Origin of the sequence: Paenibacillus sp. USHLN196 (genome assembly GCF_037144955.1) — a bacterium.
GTDB lineage: Bacteria > Bacillota > Bacilli > Paenibacillales > Paenibacillaceae > Paenibacillus > Paenibacillus xylanexedens_C.
Genome location: NZ_JBBCYH010000018.1, coordinates 66,155 through 81,541, shown reverse-complemented (window position 1 = coordinate 81,541; position 15,387 = coordinate 66,155). Strand labels below are relative to the sequence as shown.

Sequence of the window (15,387 nt, the reverse complement as noted above, 5' to 3'; positions counted from 1 at the left end):
AATTCCTTTGTAGTTCAGAGCATATGACGCGCTATAACTGACCATGCTATAGAAGAAGAATCTCATCTATGAATGATGAGAGATTAGCTGTAGCAAGGAGGAAGAGATGATGATGGATAATAGCGAACTACAGGTGCATTTCTCAGACGGTTCAGCGTTGAATGCAGCACGGGCAACCTTGGAGGAATTAGGGTATAAGCCTTATCAGTCTGGTCCGCTGGAATTGTACATCCCTACAGATCGCCAGGATCCTCAGTCAGCCGTAGAGATTGTACAGTCTCATGGAGGAAGTGCCGTATTTGCATCTCAAACGGAAGAGCTGGATCAGTTTCAGAATATCTCAATTCCGGCTCATCTCGTGAATGAGGACTGGAATGAGGGTTATGCGAGTGGAAACCAGGGGAGTCAGGCTGAGCAAGGTGCACATAATTATAGCGATGACCCAGCATACGATGACTCGGCTGATGGATTCTCAGGCAGCGTCAAAGCATAGAAGTATCACAAGCTAAGAGCAGTTCGAGTCATTTTTCTAAAATGGAACAATGCCCAAAAACCCCGATACTCCACAGATAGTGGATATCGGGGTTTTTGGCATCTGAGCTAATTCATTATCGGGTTAAAAGGTGTAATACCTAGTAATGAGAGTTCAAAAAGTTCGGTTTTCAGTACCGAGAAGATGGAATGAAGCTAGAAATGGAGTAGCGGAGCGTAGGAAAACTACGTGAGCAACTAAAATGTTTCTGAAGGAAACATACTTCGTAAGCATCAACCTATTTCGGCTGAATTTCATATTCGATGCTGATGATGCCATTAGGCATGATTCGTAATCAAAAGCGGACTTTTTGTACAACCTCTATTATGATGTAACGTGTTTATATTCAGCCGCATGCATGCCAGCCGTATATCCCGTTGAGAAAGCAGCAGTGATATTATACCCTCCGGTGTAGCCGTGAATATCCAGAACTTCACCGCAAAAGAATAGTCCAGGCAACAGCTTGGATTCCATTGTTTTTGGGTATATTTCCTTTAAGTTGATTCCTCCCCCAGTAACGAAGGCTTCTTTGAGCGATCTTGTTCCGTCTGCGCGGAAGGTAAAAGCCTTCATTAGCCCGCATAAGTTGCTCAACATGCCTTTGGGGAAATGGTGGTACGTAAGGTCATCGCTGATCTCGGCGCGTTTCATCATCAACGGAATCATGCGTTCAGGAACCCATGTTTTCAAGATGTTTTTGACAGCCTTGCGGGATTCTTGTTCCAATACCTGCTGAACCTGAGTTTCTAGTAGACCTGCTGACAGCTCAGGGAACAGATCAATGCTCATCATGACCTGTGGGTTTCCGGATTTCATCTGAACCTTGCGGATAAACTGGCTGCAACGCAAGGCAACCGGGCCAGACACTCCAAAATGCGTGAAGATCATATCTCCGCGATGGGAGATAACCGTTTTTCCTTTGGCATCCACTACAGATAAAGCGATATCCCTCAAAGATAAACCTTGCAGTTCTTTGGATTGAATCCAACTCTCTCCAGACACAATGGGCACTTCGGTTGGATATAACTCCGTTATCGTATGACCCGCAGCCTCAGCCCAGGGATAACCGTCTCCAGTTGATCCGGTTTGCGGTACGGACTTGCCGCCGGTCGCGATAATGACAGAGCGCCCAAGAATGGTTTTACCTGAAATCAATTTAACACCCTGTACCTGCTGACCGTTCTGAATAATTTCCTTGACCGGTTCTTTGGTGCGAATTTCGACCCCGAGGGAGACAATTTTACCTACCAGCGCATCAACGACCGTTTTGGCTTTATCCGTTACAGGGAACATTCTCCCATTGTCTTCTTCTTTCAGGGCAATTCCGAGATTCTCGAAGAAACGCATAATCCCCTGGTTGTCCAAATTCTGAAATGAACTATATAAAAAGCGTCCATTACCCGGAATATGCCGGATGAGTTCATCAGTCTCCTTGGCATTAGTTACATTGCAACGACCTCCGCCAGAGATGCCGAGTTTACGACCCAGTTGATCTCCTTTATCCAGCAGAATGACGGAAGCTCCATGCTCGGCAGCTGCAACACAAGCCATCAGGCCCGCAGATCCACCACCAATTACAATCACATCATACATACGTTATTACCCTCTTTTTTCATTGATTTTGTCTGTTTTACGTAAACCGTGTCTACTCCTGGCTTTTTCTGAAATATAATGGAGTTACGAGTAGTTCTATTATGGAGTCTCAAGGGATATATTGTAATATACTGTCGCCTATGTTTTAATCAGAAATACATGAGGGAATGTGCAGGCAGAGGAGGAGATGGCATTGTGGTTGCGTTAAAGGACATTCTTTTACAAGTACTGCTGGCGGGGTCGGCGGTATACCTGATTCCCTTATTCCATCTGGGTCTCTCCAAGCGGGCTCTGGCTAAGTTGGAACATGTTGGAATGATGCAGACCGTTTTTGCTGTGACGAGTGTCGCGAGCATGCTACTGTGTTTGCTGTTCGCGCTTCACGGGAGTCCAGCGGCTGTACCCATATCACTAAGCATCGTACCTGTAGTACTTGTTATTTTGTATTGTAAGTCCGTTATAGGCTTAACGTTGTCCATACTACATATTCTCTTCTATTTCCTTTTTGCGCATTCCTATGATCTGTTCGGATTTTTCCTTCATACGGGCATTCTTCTCTATCCTATTGTATGGTTGTCTGCCAAACGATTCAAGCATAATACACCTTCGCGCAAAATGACGATCCTGATCACCCTGATTGCAATGGAAAGGGGTGTAACGAGTCTGTTGTGGATCGCATCCCTTCAGAATGACTCCACATACTCTGCCACTTATATGGTAATTACAGCACTTGGATATACCACCGGAGCCATAGTTGCGGGCAGTCTGAGTCTATTATGGCTGGAACGGATGAAGCACTATCACGGGCTGGAGCATCATCTCTCGGAAGTTCACCACCGATACATAGCCGAGATGGAGAAGCTTCATCAGATTCTGAATGCGGTTCCTCTCTCCATTGCCACTGTAGATAAAGAAGGCACAGTCATGTTCGTCAATGAGATGATGGAACAAACAGCAAGAAATCAGTTACCCTGTAACACCACGCCTGATCTCATCGGCCGGCCAGCCAGTCAATTTGTTGAACAAGGCCAGGCGGACAAGATGGATAATAGCATTCGCAGAGCTGTCGTTCATGGTGAGATTAATGGATTGACCGTTCGTTACGGTGCTCACGTATTTCAGTCCCGAACCGTGCCCATCTATGCCTTTTCAACAGAGCCTGCAAGAGAGGTCACAGGAGCCATGCTGATTATTCAGGATATCACGGAACTTGAGATGTTGCGAAGTGAACTGGATAATGTGGATCGTCTCAGTCTGGTGGGGCAGATGGCTGCAAGCATTACGCATGAGGTGCGTAATCCTATGGCGGTTGTACGTGGTTTTCTTCAACTCATGCAGGAGAAGAGTCCGGATTCCCTTGATCATTACTACCGGATCGTCCTGGAAGAATTGGATCGGGCGAATAGTATCATTAATGATTTTCTATCGCTGGCCCAGGATCGGATTGCGGAAAAAGAGGAATCCCAGCTGCATGATATCATTCATGAACTGAGTCCATTGTTATGGGCGGACGCGAACCTGCGTGGTCAGAGTATTGAGCTCATGCTGGACCATAATTTACCGAAGCTGCACCTCAATTCAAAGGAAATCAAACAGGTGGTGCTCAATCTGGCCCGTAACGGGATGGAGGCCATGAATGAGAAAGGCGTGCTTACGCTGGAGACGCGCATAGTTGATGACAAGGTGGAACTGTGTGTACGTGACACAGGGCCTGGTATACCTAGGGTGAAGAAAGAAAAGCTGTTCGAACCCTTTTTCACGACAAAAGCCAAGGGGACCGGACTTGGATTATCCATGTGTTTAAGTATTGTGGAACGACATAATGGAACCATTACCGTGGAATCAGAGGAAGGTCGGGGGACTACCTTCAAAGTGGCATTTGAACGTTAGGTAATCAGCATATTTTCCCAGACAATGAGACATAATATTTTAGCAGAAGCCTTTCTGCAGGCACTGTCTGAATCTTGCTTTCATTGCTTATGGATGTATAATAGGAATAGCACATCATTACATCCATAATATTCGATATGAATGTAACGTTGTTTGGAAGCTAATCGCCTTTAATTCTATCGAGATCATAGAACAACCATTTATAAGGAGTGAAACCGAATGTCGATGTCATTTGATCAATACATGAAAGATATGGTTCAACCCATGCGGGATGAGCTAACTCGTCTGGGCATTCAGGAGTTGCGTACTCCTGAAGAAGTGGAAGCAAGTCTGCCGGATGCAAAAGGAACAGCGCTGGTCGTAATCAACTCTGTCTGCGGATGTGCCGCAGGTCAATGTCGCCCAGGTGTGTCTCAAGCACTTCAGAACGATATCACACCGGATCACCTGTACACTGTATTTGCTGGTCAGGACAAAGAAGCAACTGCTAAAGCACGTGAATTCTTTGCACCGTATCCGCCATCTTCACCGTCCATCGCCCTGATGAAAGACGGAGAACTCGTTCACTTTATCGAGCGTCATCAAGTGGAAGACCGTTCTGCAGAGGAAATTGCGGCTGATCTAAAAAGTGCATTTGAACGTTATTGCCGTTAATTCGCTCCATAGAACGCCCCGCTCTTCGGATAACCGATGCCGGGGCGTTTCATTTTGGATAGATAAGGTTATTGAACCATTCGGACCTTTCAAGCATCAAATTTCATTCATTTAGAAACGGGGTGTATTAACGATGAGTTTGCAACAACAGATCATCGCTGAATTGAAGGTTAAACCAAGCATTAATGAAGCAGAGGAAGTACGCAAGCGTGTTGATTTTCTGAAGACATATGTGAAAAATGCGGGTGCCAAAGGCCTGCTGATTGCAATCAGTGGCGGTATTGACAGTGCTGTGGCTACGGCGCTTTGCAAAAAAGCAACGGACGAGCTCACGGAAGAGAACAAACAAGAGTACAAAACTCTGGGTGTGTTCCAACCGTATGGTGAGCAATCCGATATTGACCATAGCTATGCTGTAGCAAAAGCATACGATCTGAAGTATGTCGTGGAAACGAATATCGAAGATGCGGTTAACGAGATTGCGCTGGAAGTGGAGCAAGGCTTCAAGTCACTGGGCAGCCCACGCCATATGACTCACCAAGGTAAAGGTAACGTTAAAGCGAGAACCCGTATGGTGATGCAATATGCACTTTCGTTTGAAGAAAACCTGCTCGTCGTTGGTACGGATCACGCATCCGAAGCCATCACGGGTTTCTATACCAAATGGGGTGATGGCGCTGTAGATATCACGCCACTGAGCACCCTGAACAAACGTCAGGTGCGCCAGCTGGCAGCTTATCTGAATGTGCCACAGGCCATTTTGGACAAAGCACCATCGGCAGGATTGTGGGAAGGTCAGACGGATGAGGAGGAGCTGGGGATTTCGTATGAAGCCAACAGCGACTACCTTGAAGGCAAACAGATCGATCCAGCCGCACAAGAGCGCCTCGAAGCATTCTATACGCGTACCCATCACAAACGTAATGCCATTCCAGGTATCTAATACGATTGGATGTGCATGGATTAGATTTAGGAAATACAAAAAGAGTCACTGCCTGAGCAGCGACTCTTTTTGTTGTGTAGTTTAGTGGAATGAGAAACCGCAAAAATCCAGGTGACTATTGTATTAAAGATGAGTTAGCTATTCCAGTCTTTGATCTGTTGCAGGGTCAGGGTGATGGCTTGCTCCAGTTGCGGAGTTGTTTCTTTGAATGGATGTAGGGTATTAAAGGTATGGTTCCCTTCAGGTATCTGGTGCCATGGGATATCAGGGCGTGCTTGCACAAGTGCGGCAGAACCGTCCCTCAGACGCTGTGGATCTTCTGTTCCTTGAATGAGTGCAACTCGCAAATTTGAAGAACCCAAGCGGTCAATGATAGCGTAACGTTCGCTATGCTTGTCCAGGTCTTCCAGAATAGCCACGTCTAGTGGCATCTGCTGGCCTGTACGTCCGTTAACGACATAGCTGCGGCCATGTGTGCGCATTTCTTCTTTTTGCTCTGCTGTAAAGAGATCCAGGTTGGTTACACCATTCCAGGAGATGACACCTTCCACCTGTTCGGGATGATCCAGTGCATAGACGACACTTACCCCTGCACCTCGGCTATGTCCAACCAGATATACAGGAAATCCAGCGAGTTCAGATTGTGTAGTCACATACTCCAGTACCAGAGCCAAATCAGCAAGTTCCCGGCTGTAGGTATTCACTGCGAACTTTTCAAGTTCAGAGAATTGCTCCAGATATTCGCCAATACCGTTGTGAGAGAAATTGAAAGTCAGCACATGATGCGTCTGGCTTAGCTGTGAAGCAGCGTAGGGGAACATGCCCCAGTCTTTGAATCCTTTGTATCCGTGAGACAGAATGATGACACCTTGAGCGGATTGTTGTGCAGGGAAAAAGTCTCCGCGAATGATCGCATCTACGTCAGTGGGCAATTCAAAAGTTATGGGCATGATTCAGACCTCCTAAGAGTTTCAGACGATTCCTGATTCATATTTTAGCATATATGGTAATGCGGATAGGTACTCGCTTCTGAGCGCCCCTCCTGCTACAATAGAATACGTGTTCGGATAGTTACGGATCATGTGATTGAATGGAGATCTTTTACAATGAAGGTTCAAAAAGAGCGGTTTTCAGTACCGAGAAGATGGGACTTTTTGAATAACCTCTTACAGTATAAAAGATTAAGCGGGTGAACGTTGATGATATATGGCATAGGCAATGATGTGCTGGAGATTGGACGTATGCGTAAGCTGCTGTCCGGGCGCCATGCGGAAGCTTTTATGAAACGAATCTTAACGCCAGCAGAGCGGGAGATCGCGGTCCATCGCGGGAAGCGGATGACGGAGTTTGTATCCGGCCGATTCGCTGCAAAAGAAGCGGTGTCCAAGGCATTTGGTTGCGGGATCGGTGGCATTATGGGGTTCACTGACATTGAAGTGCTGCCTGATGGGACAGGACGTCCAGTGGCCTCGCTGTCCAGTCAAGCTTGGGAACGCCTGCAGCTGCCATATGACAAGCAATATGACATCCATTTGAGTATTACGCATCAGACGGAACTGGCAGCGGCTTTTGCCATCGTGGAACAGATGGAGAAGTAGTTAGCTTGGCAATAGGAGAGGACGGAAAAATGGGTTTAATGGAACAGAAACGACATTTCAGCGTGAATTTGCTGGATTGGTATATGATTAACCGACGGGATTTACCGTGGCGACGGCACAACAATCCGTATTTTACATGGGTATCAGAGATTATGCTTCAGCAGACGCGGGTCGATACGGTGATTCCGTATTTCAATCGTTTTATCGGGAACTTCCCGACGGTGCAGGCGCTGGCGGAAGCACCGGAGGAAGATGTTCTGAAAAATTGGGAGGGACTCGGTTATTACTCCCGGGCACGTAATCTTCAGGCAGCTGCGAGACAAGTCATGGAGCTGCATGGAGGCGAGATGCCGCAAGACAAACAGGGCGTCTTCGCATTAAAAGGGGTTGGCCCCTACACTGCCGGGGCCATTCTCAGCATTGCCTTCAACCAGCCGCAGCCTGCGGTAGATGGCAATGTCATGCGGGTCCTGTCCCGATACTTCCTCATCGATGAGGATATTATGAAGGGCAGCACCCGGGTGTTGATGGAAGAGCTCGCAGGAGAGCTCATTCCGGAAGGGCGGGCGCGTGATTTCAATCAGGCGCTGATGGAGCTTGGTGCGCTGGTGTGTACACCCAAAGCGCCGCACTGCCTGACTTGCCCGGTCATGGAGCAATGTTCCGGCCGCATCGCCGGAAGAGAGCTTACACTGCCGGTCAAGACCAAGGCGAAGCCGCCGCGCCCTGAGCAACGGCTGGTCGCGATAGTGGAAGGCCGTGGTGATCATCACGGCCAAGTGCTTGTGCGCCAGCGCCCCGATACGGGCCTGCTCGCCCGCATGTGGGAGCTGCCGCATGTGCTCGCGGCGCCCGCCGCAGCAGGCAAGAAAGCGGCGCCGCTGGCGGATGAGCCGGCCATGGCATTGCTGGCCGGCAGTCTGTGGGCGGAAGGCTTCGCTGCCCGCCCTGAAGGGCTGGCTACCCATGCGGAGCATGTGTTCAGCCACATTGTCTGGAGCCTGCAGGTGTACAAGTGTACCGAGCAGGACGAGACTGGTGAGCTTCCGCTGATCGCAGCGGAAGCGAGAGCCGCCTACGATGCACAGGCGGCAGCAGGCGCGGCCACAGCCTTATCATCAGCTGTGTTACCTGAGTCAGCCGCAATGCGTTCATCGGAGCCGAGCGCTCCTGAAGGACAGAATGTACGGACAGGTAAGGGCGATGGCCTGACCTACCGTTGGATCGGTCCAGAAGATATGGAGAAGATGGCATTTCCCAACATATTCTTGAAGCTAATCAGCAGTTATTTTGCTGGAGCTTATGAAGATGTTAGGGAATAATGAAGATATGAAAGCAAAAGAGCCTGGATTGGTCATAATGACCAATTCAGGCTCTTTTTTAATATGTTAACCGTTTAAGGTCAACCGTCTTATTTTGCAGAAGCGTAACGTTTGTTCACTTCATCCCAGTTGATTACATTCCAGAAAGCGGCGATGTAGTCAGGGCGTTTGTTTTGGTAGTTCAGGTAGTAAGCGTGCTCCCATACATCCAGACCCAAAACCGGAGTCAGACCTTCGAAGAGAGGGCTATCTTGGTTAGGTGTGCTAGTGATGGACAGTTTGCCATCTTTACCAACTACAAGCCAAGCCCAGCCGGAACCGAAACGAGTTGTAGCTGCTTTAGCGAAATCTTCTTTGAATTTGTCAAAGCCACCCAGTTCGCTATCGATTGCTGCTGCGATGTCGCCAGTAGGAGCGCCGCCGCCGTTAGGTCCGATGATTTCCCAGAACAAGCTGTGGTTAGCATGTCCGCCACCATTGTTGCGAACCGCTGTGCGGATGCCTTCAGGTACGCTGTCAAGGTTAGCAATCAGATCTTCCAAGCTTTTTTCTTGCAGTTCAGGAGCGCTTTCCAGAGCTGCGTTCAAGTTAGTTACATAAGTATTGTGATGGCGATCGTGGTGAATTTCCATCGTTTTTGCATCGATATGTGGTTCGAGTGCGTCGTTAGCGTAAGGAAGTGCCGGTAATTGAAAAGCCATAATGAAATACCTCCTGAGATTTTAGGTTTTTTGAATAGGTACATATGTAATAATACCCTTGCCACTAATATTAAACCGCATTCGGGCTAATTAAGCAACATTTTTGTTTATTAAGTACCCCAAGGTGTTGATCTAATGATGGGCCAGAGATAACAAACATATTTTACCCTTTATGAATATATTTATGTGATTTTAGTAGAAATAAAAACAAAAATATGAAGAGACGTATTGTAAACGGTTACAATTAAGCGCTTTCAAAAGAAAATGCGTGTTTTATGGAGTAAAGTATGGTTTAATTGACGAAGAAGCGGTATTTTCTCGTTTTTTGTCATTATATGAACATTGGGTTTTTGGTAAAAAGGGAATCCTTTTTGTAAAAAACCTCATCTAAGCTAACGAAAAGGGAGATTTAAGACATGCACGTTCGTTCCTTTCAGTTGAGTGATGCAAGCCAGATGACGGAGCTTCTCCAGGTTGCACTATCGGAAGAGTGTTATGAGAACACGATGGGCCCGTTTGCCCGTCAATTGTCATGGGATTCTGACCTGATCATGGTTGCGGAAGAAGAGGGAGACCTCGTCGGCGCTTTGATCGGTACGATTGATCACAACCAGGGTTGTATCTACCGTATTGCGGTACATCCAGACTATCGTCGCCGTGGAGTCGGCAAAACACTTGTCGAGGCTATGGAACAAAGGTTCCAGCAGCGTAAAGTCAGCCAAGTATGGGTGGCGGGTGATGAGCACAACAAAGTAGCTATGCCTCTATATGAAGCGATGGGTTACGGTGCCAATCAGATTATGAGCGCTTTCCAGAATCTTAGTATTTTGTCAAAAGCTTAGTTTGCATGTTTAAAAAGAAATAAAAAAAGATTTTCATTTCATATTAGGCATATCTTTAGCGTGTAATAACGTGAGGGATGTGCCTTTCTATTTATATGAGTGTTCTTCAGGTATTATTCCTCTGTTTTCGTATCCTTCTCAATACTCCTCCGGTGTCTTCGAGTTCTGTTAAATCCATACGGTTGTTCCGGGTAAGCTCGTGATACCTAAGGTATTGGTGCTCATAACCAATTGTTTCACTCTCCCAAATGAAGTAGACTGAAAGGGAGCATGATCATTCATTTTAGACGTTTTATTCAACTAATTGATAAACGAGGTGTCCCTTTGAATTCCAATAACCTTTCAATGGAACATGTGACTTCCGAGCAACGTAATGAACCGCCTAAGCCTGAACAACCGGGGAAATCCTGGGTTGCTGAGCTGTGGGATTGGGTCAAAACGATAGTTGTAGCTTTTGTAATCATGATGCTGCTGAACCTGTTTGTGTTTAACCTGTCGATGGTCAAGGGACAGTCCATGCAGCCGACACTGGTTGAGCGAGATCGTCTGTTCGTCAACAAAATCGTATATCATCTGGGTACACCTTCCCGATCAGATGTGATTGTACTTCGTGATCCAAGCGAAGGCGTGGAGAAGAAGGATTTTCTGGTGAAACGGATTGTTGGACTGCCGGGAGATACGATTGAGGTCAGGGATCACCATCTATATGTGAACGGCGAGCAGCAAGCGGAAACGTATACTGATATTGAGGTACAAGACCCGGATTTTGGCCCAATTACACTGGAGCCGGATCATTTCTTCGTGATGGGGGATAATCGTCATGAAGGTAAAAGTAAGGATAGCCGAGTGTTTGGCAGTATTACATCCGATGAAATTGTAGGCAAGGCTGAATTTATTTTTTGGCCGTTTTCTGAATTGAAAAAATTGTAAAGTGCTGGCGAGACAACAACTTCAGAGCGCATTTTGCGTTAAATTATATAGACTCGTTCCGTTTGACTTCAAGTATGCAAGGCATATACAGAAATGAACGCCTGTCCTCTCTTATCGTGAGGCGGGCGTTCACTATTTACGGAATAAGTGTCGGAAGAAAAGAGGAAAGAGAAATGACGAGCGTACAGACCGGGGCGGCACAGGCAGCCTCCGTATGGGAGAAGTTAAAACAGGAGATCAAGGAAGCTGGCCCCGGACTGGGCATTGATGATATTGGATTTGCTTCGGCTGATCCCTTTGTTTCCCTGAAGTCGCTGCTGGAGCAGTCGCGGGATAAGGGGTATGCTTCAGGATTTGAAGAGCCGGATATTGAAAAAAGGGTGCACCCCGCCTTAAAAGATGGCGAGCCCGCTTCACTTATTGCGATAGCCGTGGCATACCCATCGAAGATGGTGAATCCACCGAAGTCGGAGCCGGGAGCCTATCGGGGGATCTTTGCACGTTCCGCATGGGGGCAGGATTATCACCAGGTTCTGCGTACAGCCATGGACAAGCTGGTTAATTTCATACGGGAGCGCGTACCTGAAGCCATGATCGAAAGTATGGTTGACACCGGAGCACTGGTAGATCGTGCGGTATCCCAGCGTGCGGGGATTGGTTTTAGTGCCAAGAACTGTGCCATTATATCACCCAAATTCGGTTCATGGATTTTCCTCGGGGAACTGGTGACGAATATTCCATTCCAGCCGGATACACCTGTAACTGAGGATTGTGGTGAATGTACAAAATGTATCGATGCCTGTCCAACAGGAGCATTAGTAGGTCCCGGACAGTTAAATTCATCACGGTGTATTTCTTTTGTAACCCAAACCAAAGGGTTCGTGGATGAAGAGTTTATGCTAAAAATCGGTAATCGTCTGTACGGTTGTGATACTTGTCAGATTGTCTGTCCGAAGAACCGGGGTAAGAACTGGGACCACCATCCCGAGTTTCATCCCGATCCGGAGATTGTGAAGCCGCTGCTGCTACCGCTACTGGATATTGGCAACCGGGAGTTCAAGGAACGGTTCGGTCAGAGTTCCGCCGCTTGGCGGGGCAAGAAGCCGATTCAACGCAACGCCGTTATTGCCCTGGGCAATTTCAAAGACAAAAGTGCTGTACCCAAACTTACAGAAGTACTAAAACGTGATCCGCGCCCTGAGCTACGGGGAACCGCAGCTTGGGCGTTAAGCAGAATTGGAGGAGAAGACGCCATGAGAGCAATTGGGGAAGCTGCCGCTAACGAACAAGATGGGAACGTACTAAGCATGCTGAAGAAGGCCGAGGAGCGACTGAGTTCGTCCGAGACCTTACCCAAACAGCCACAGGCTGGACAAGTGAGTGAGAAGCAGCCAGAGGAACAGAAGAATAATGAGCGCAACACATTACAGGCATTACAACAGGAGTTAAAAATGGAAGCTGCGACTGAACCGGGTAGTGAGCAATCTACACAGCCTGCCAAACCGGAAGCCGCAGCGTGGAAGCCTTCAGCAGTTACGGGGCTTCATGGCAAGCCTGTATACTACGATGAGGTACTGACACCGATTGGTACACTAACGTTATGTGCTACGGATGAAGGACTGTGTCACATCGACTTTGGCGCCTTTCACGTACGTGAAGCTCACCTGCAGCAATGGGCCCGTACATGGATTGGCGAATATCGATATGAGAAAAATGAAGAGAAGCTCAGCGAAGCTGCAAAGCAGTTACAACAGTATTTTGCGGGTGAAAGAAAGACGTTCGAATTGCAGCTTGATCGGCTTGGAACACCATTCCAGCTACAAGTATGGCAAGTTCTGTCCGATATATCTTATGGAGAGGCCTCATCACACCAACAGGTTGCGGAAATCATCGGCAGGCCCAAGGCTGTTCGTGCAGTTCTGGACGCCATTAGCAAGAATCCGATTCCGATTATAATTCCCTGTCACCGCATCAGCGGTAAAGACGGCACACTGGTGGGTTATGTAGGCGGTCTGCAAACCAAGGAGCAATTGCTCGCTTTGGAGCAGCGATCGTAAGAGCGGGGGTCGTTCATGAAGTATGTAAACGTGGAGAGCGTGGAAGCGGGGGAGCTTCTGGGTAAGACGGTATATTCCAGTAACGGTACGGTACTGCTGTCTGCCGGAGTCCAGCTCACCGTATATATGGTTAATACGCTGAAACGTATTGGCGTGACCATGCTGTACATCCAGGATGAAGCTTACAAAGATGTGGATTCAGAAGACATTCTGGATGAAACCACGAAACGAGCAATAATTAACGAAATGAGTGTCACACTTGAAGCGGTGCGTTCCGGGAAGGATTGGAGTCCAAGAAAGGTAGCTCTCAGTATAGACAAGCTGCTGAATGATGTTCTGAACGGGCGTGAGATGCTGGTGCAGCTCACCGATATTCGCACCAAAGACAATGCGCAGTATGTTCACGCGATGAATGTATGTTTGTTGTCTTCGGTCATCGGAATGAATATGGGACTCAACTATAACCAACTGAAGGATCTTGCTGTGGGGGCATTATTGCATGATATTGGCAAAGTGGGGGAACCCCCTGGCAGTGGTTCTGCTGCCAATTCTTCGCTGCATCATACGTGGCGCGGATTCGAAGTGATTAAGAACAAGCGGGAGTTCAGTCTGCTGGTCGCCCATACAGCCTTACAACATCATGAGCATATAGATGGCACAGGCGTGCCGAGAGGCATAAAGGGAAATGATATCCATCTGTTTGCAAAAATCGTTAGTGCGGCTAACATCTATGATAATCTGATTAATGGATTATCGCAGGACAGCCTGTTGCCACATGAAGCCTGTGAAGAGATGATGGCAATGTCTAACACCAGGCTGGATCGAGACATTCTGATTGAATTCAACAAAAGTGTATCTGTATATCCCAATGGTACAGCCGTGAGGTTGTCTACCAAAGAGACGGGAGTCATTGTACGTCAGCATCGGGGATTGCCAGGCAGACCTGTAATCCGGGTGGCACGTGGCAGTACACGTTATTCTCTGGATGTGGTCGAAATCGATCTGGCCCAGCATACAACCGTTTTCATTGAAGCCGTCATGAGTTAGCTTGCGGTCTGTTCAACTGGAAAATCCGTTTGCTCAAGGCGTGCGGAAATGCTATGATACTTTCAGGAAATCCGGTCTGTGTCAGGTTTGCAACATGTGTGTTTAACATCATGAAGTGACACGGATTATCAGGCTTTTTAGAATGCATACAGAGGTGTCTAAGAGATGGATATTGTTATACCGATTATTACATTGATTGTTGGTCTGGTCGGGGGATTTTTCATCGGGGTGTTCTACTTGCGTAAACAACTTGAGAAAATGCAAAGCAATCCGGACATGCTTCAGAAAATGGCGAAGCAAATGGGCTACAACCTGAACGGCAAGCAAATGCAGCGTGCCCAGCAGATGATGAAGAACCAGCAGCCAGGAGCAAAAATGCCCCAGCCGCAACAACATCCTGCGCGTAAAAATTCGGGCCGCCGAAAATAATAGCAGTGAAGTGAATAACTGCTTAAAGTGCGTGTTCAAAAAGTTGGGTTTTCAGTACCGAGAAGATGGGATGAAGCTAGAAATGGAGTAGCGGAGCGTAGGGAAAACTACGTGAGCAACGGACATTTCGGCTGAATTCCATATTCGACGCTGATGATGCCGCCAGGCATCCTTCGTAATCAAAAGCGGACTTTTTGAACAACCTCTTAAAGTATGTGGTTCGAAAGGAGGCGTTCGGCAGTGGCTGGCGTTAAAGATTATTTGAATTCAAAAGTGTCCGACAATCGGGAGAAGATCGAGTATCATGTAGAACAGATCCTGAAATTGATCGGAGAAGATAGTACACGTGAAGGGCTGCTTGAAACGCCTGCACGTGTGACCCGAATGTATGAAGAAATTTTTGGCGGATATGAAGTAGACCCGCGCGATGTGCTCGGTGTTACTTTTGACGAGAATCATGAAGAGCTGGTTATCGTTAAAGATATTGTCTACTACAGTCAATGTGAGCACCATATGGCGCCGTTCTTTGGCAAGGTGCACATTGGGTATGTACCAAGCGGCAAAATCGTCGGTTTGAGCAAAATGGCTCGTCTGGTCGAAGCAGTAACACGTCGCCTGCAGGTTCAGGAACGTATTACTTCACAGATCGCTGACATTTTGACAGAGGCCGTAGAGCCACACGGTGTTATGGTCGTTGTGGAGGGCGAGCACTTGTGTATGTGTTCCCGCGGTGTGAAGAAACCGGGAAGCAAGACGGTAACGTCTGCTGTACGTGGTTCCTTCCGTGAGAATCCGGCTCAACGTGCCGAGTTCTTGTCTTTGGTAAAAGATTAAGATCGGGTATGTCCA

Annotated in this window: 15 protein-coding genes; 12 read left to right on the top strand and 3 right to left on the bottom strand. The window is 47.6% G+C overall.

Annotated elements, in window-relative coordinates; genetic code table 11:
- The first annotated feature begins 106 nt into the window (after window positions 1–106).
- Window positions 107–493 (top strand): hypothetical protein, encoded by a 387-nt coding sequence (locus WFI24_RS29850; protein WP_221818672.1) that lies wholly within the window; start codon window positions 107–109, stop codon window positions 491–493.
- Window positions 494–856: 363 nt separating this feature from the next.
- On the opposite strand, the gene WFI24_RS29845 is transcribed toward WFI24_RS29850, so the two are convergent.
- On the bottom strand, window positions 857–2,125 hold the full coding sequence (locus WFI24_RS29845) for an NAD(P)/FAD-dependent oxidoreductase (RefSeq protein ID WP_336765500.1): 1,269 nt from the start codon (window positions 2,123–2,125) through the stop codon (window positions 857–859).
- Window positions 2,126–2,320: 195 nt separating this feature from the next.
- On the opposite strand from WFI24_RS29845, the gene WFI24_RS29840 reads away from it, so the two are divergent.
- From WFI24_RS29840 to nadE, 3 genes are all read left to right on the top strand, one after another.
- Window positions 2,321–4,015: a two-component system sensor histidine kinase NtrB gene (locus WFI24_RS29840; protein WP_336765499.1), complete on the top strand. Its 1,695-nt coding sequence runs from the start codon at window positions 2,321–2,323 to the stop codon at window positions 4,013–4,015.
- 219 nt (window positions 4,016–4,234) lie between these two features.
- Window positions 4,235–4,669, top strand: coding sequence for a BrxA/BrxB family bacilliredoxin (locus tag WFI24_RS29835; protein WP_145326477.1), 435 nt, complete (start codon window positions 4,235–4,237; stop codon window positions 4,667–4,669).
- Window positions 4,670–4,802: 133 nt separating this feature from the next.
- The gene (gene nadE, locus WFI24_RS29830; RefSeq protein ID WP_145326476.1) at window positions 4,803–5,612 is read left to right on the top strand and encodes an ammonia-dependent NAD(+) synthetase; all 810 of its coding nucleotides are present in this window, start codon (window positions 4,803–4,805) and stop codon (window positions 5,610–5,612) included.
- A gap of 134 nt (window positions 5,613–5,746) precedes the next feature.
- Here nadE and WFI24_RS29825 read toward each other — a convergent pair whose 3' ends face one another.
- Window positions 5,747–6,562 (bottom strand): alpha/beta hydrolase family protein, encoded by an 816-nt coding sequence (locus WFI24_RS29825; protein ID WP_336765498.1) that lies wholly within the window; start codon window positions 6,560–6,562, stop codon window positions 5,747–5,749.
- Window positions 6,563–6,811: 249 nt separating this feature from the next.
- Between WFI24_RS29825 and acpS the strand changes: the two genes are divergently transcribed.
- Together acpS and mutY are read left to right on the top strand one after the other, a co-directional pair.
- Window positions 6,812–7,210 carry a holo-ACP synthase gene (gene acpS / locus WFI24_RS29820; RefSeq protein WP_145326474.1) on the top strand — a complete coding sequence of 133 codons (399 nt, stop codon included), beginning with the start codon at window positions 6,812–6,814 and terminating at the stop codon, window positions 7,208–7,210.
- 29 nt (window positions 7,211–7,239) lie between these two features.
- Complete coding sequence (gene mutY, locus WFI24_RS29815) at window positions 7,240–8,532, top strand: A/G-specific adenine glycosylase (protein WP_336765525.1); 1,293 nt, start codon at window positions 7,240–7,242, stop codon at window positions 8,530–8,532.
- 89 nt (window positions 8,533–8,621) lie between these two features.
- Here the strand turns inward: mutY and WFI24_RS29810 are convergent, their stop codons facing one another.
- Complete coding sequence (locus WFI24_RS29810; RefSeq protein ID WP_145326472.1) at window positions 8,622–9,233, bottom strand: superoxide dismutase; 612 nt, start codon at window positions 9,231–9,233, stop codon at window positions 8,622–8,624.
- Between the two features lie 416 nt (window positions 9,234–9,649).
- On the opposite strand from WFI24_RS29810, the gene WFI24_RS29805 reads away from it, so the two are divergent.
- From WFI24_RS29805 to folE, 6 genes are all read left to right on the top strand, one after another.
- Window positions 9,650–10,075: a GNAT family N-acetyltransferase gene (locus WFI24_RS29805; RefSeq protein WP_145326471.1), complete on the top strand. Its 426-nt coding sequence runs from the start codon at window positions 9,650–9,652 to the stop codon at window positions 10,073–10,075.
- Window positions 10,076–10,420: 345 nt separating this feature from the next.
- On the top strand, window positions 10,421–11,005 hold the full coding sequence (gene lepB / locus WFI24_RS29800) for a signal peptidase I (RefSeq protein WP_145326509.1): 585 nt from the start codon (window positions 10,421–10,423) through the stop codon (window positions 11,003–11,005).
- Between the two features lie 173 nt (window positions 11,006–11,178).
- Window positions 11,179–13,062 carry a tRNA epoxyqueuosine(34) reductase QueG gene (gene queG / locus WFI24_RS29795; RefSeq protein WP_336765497.1) on the top strand — a complete coding sequence of 628 codons (1,884 nt, stop codon included), beginning with the start codon at window positions 11,179–11,181 and terminating at the stop codon, window positions 13,060–13,062.
- A gap of 15 nt (window positions 13,063–13,077) precedes the next feature.
- Entirely contained in the window at window positions 13,078–14,109 is a 1,032-nt protein-coding gene (locus WFI24_RS29790; RefSeq protein WP_336765496.1) for an HD domain-containing phosphohydrolase, read from the top strand.
- A gap of 165 nt (window positions 14,110–14,274) precedes the next feature.
- Complete coding sequence (locus WFI24_RS29785) at window positions 14,275–14,538, top strand: YneF family protein (RefSeq protein ID WP_145326468.1); 264 nt, start codon at window positions 14,275–14,277, stop codon at window positions 14,536–14,538.
- 240 nt (window positions 14,539–14,778) lie between these two features.
- On the top strand, window positions 14,779–15,372 hold the full coding sequence (folE, locus tag WFI24_RS29780) for a GTP cyclohydrolase I FolE (protein ID WP_036668229.1): 594 nt from the start codon (window positions 14,779–14,781) through the stop codon (window positions 15,370–15,372).
- Window positions 15,373–15,387: the final 15 nt, after the last annotated feature.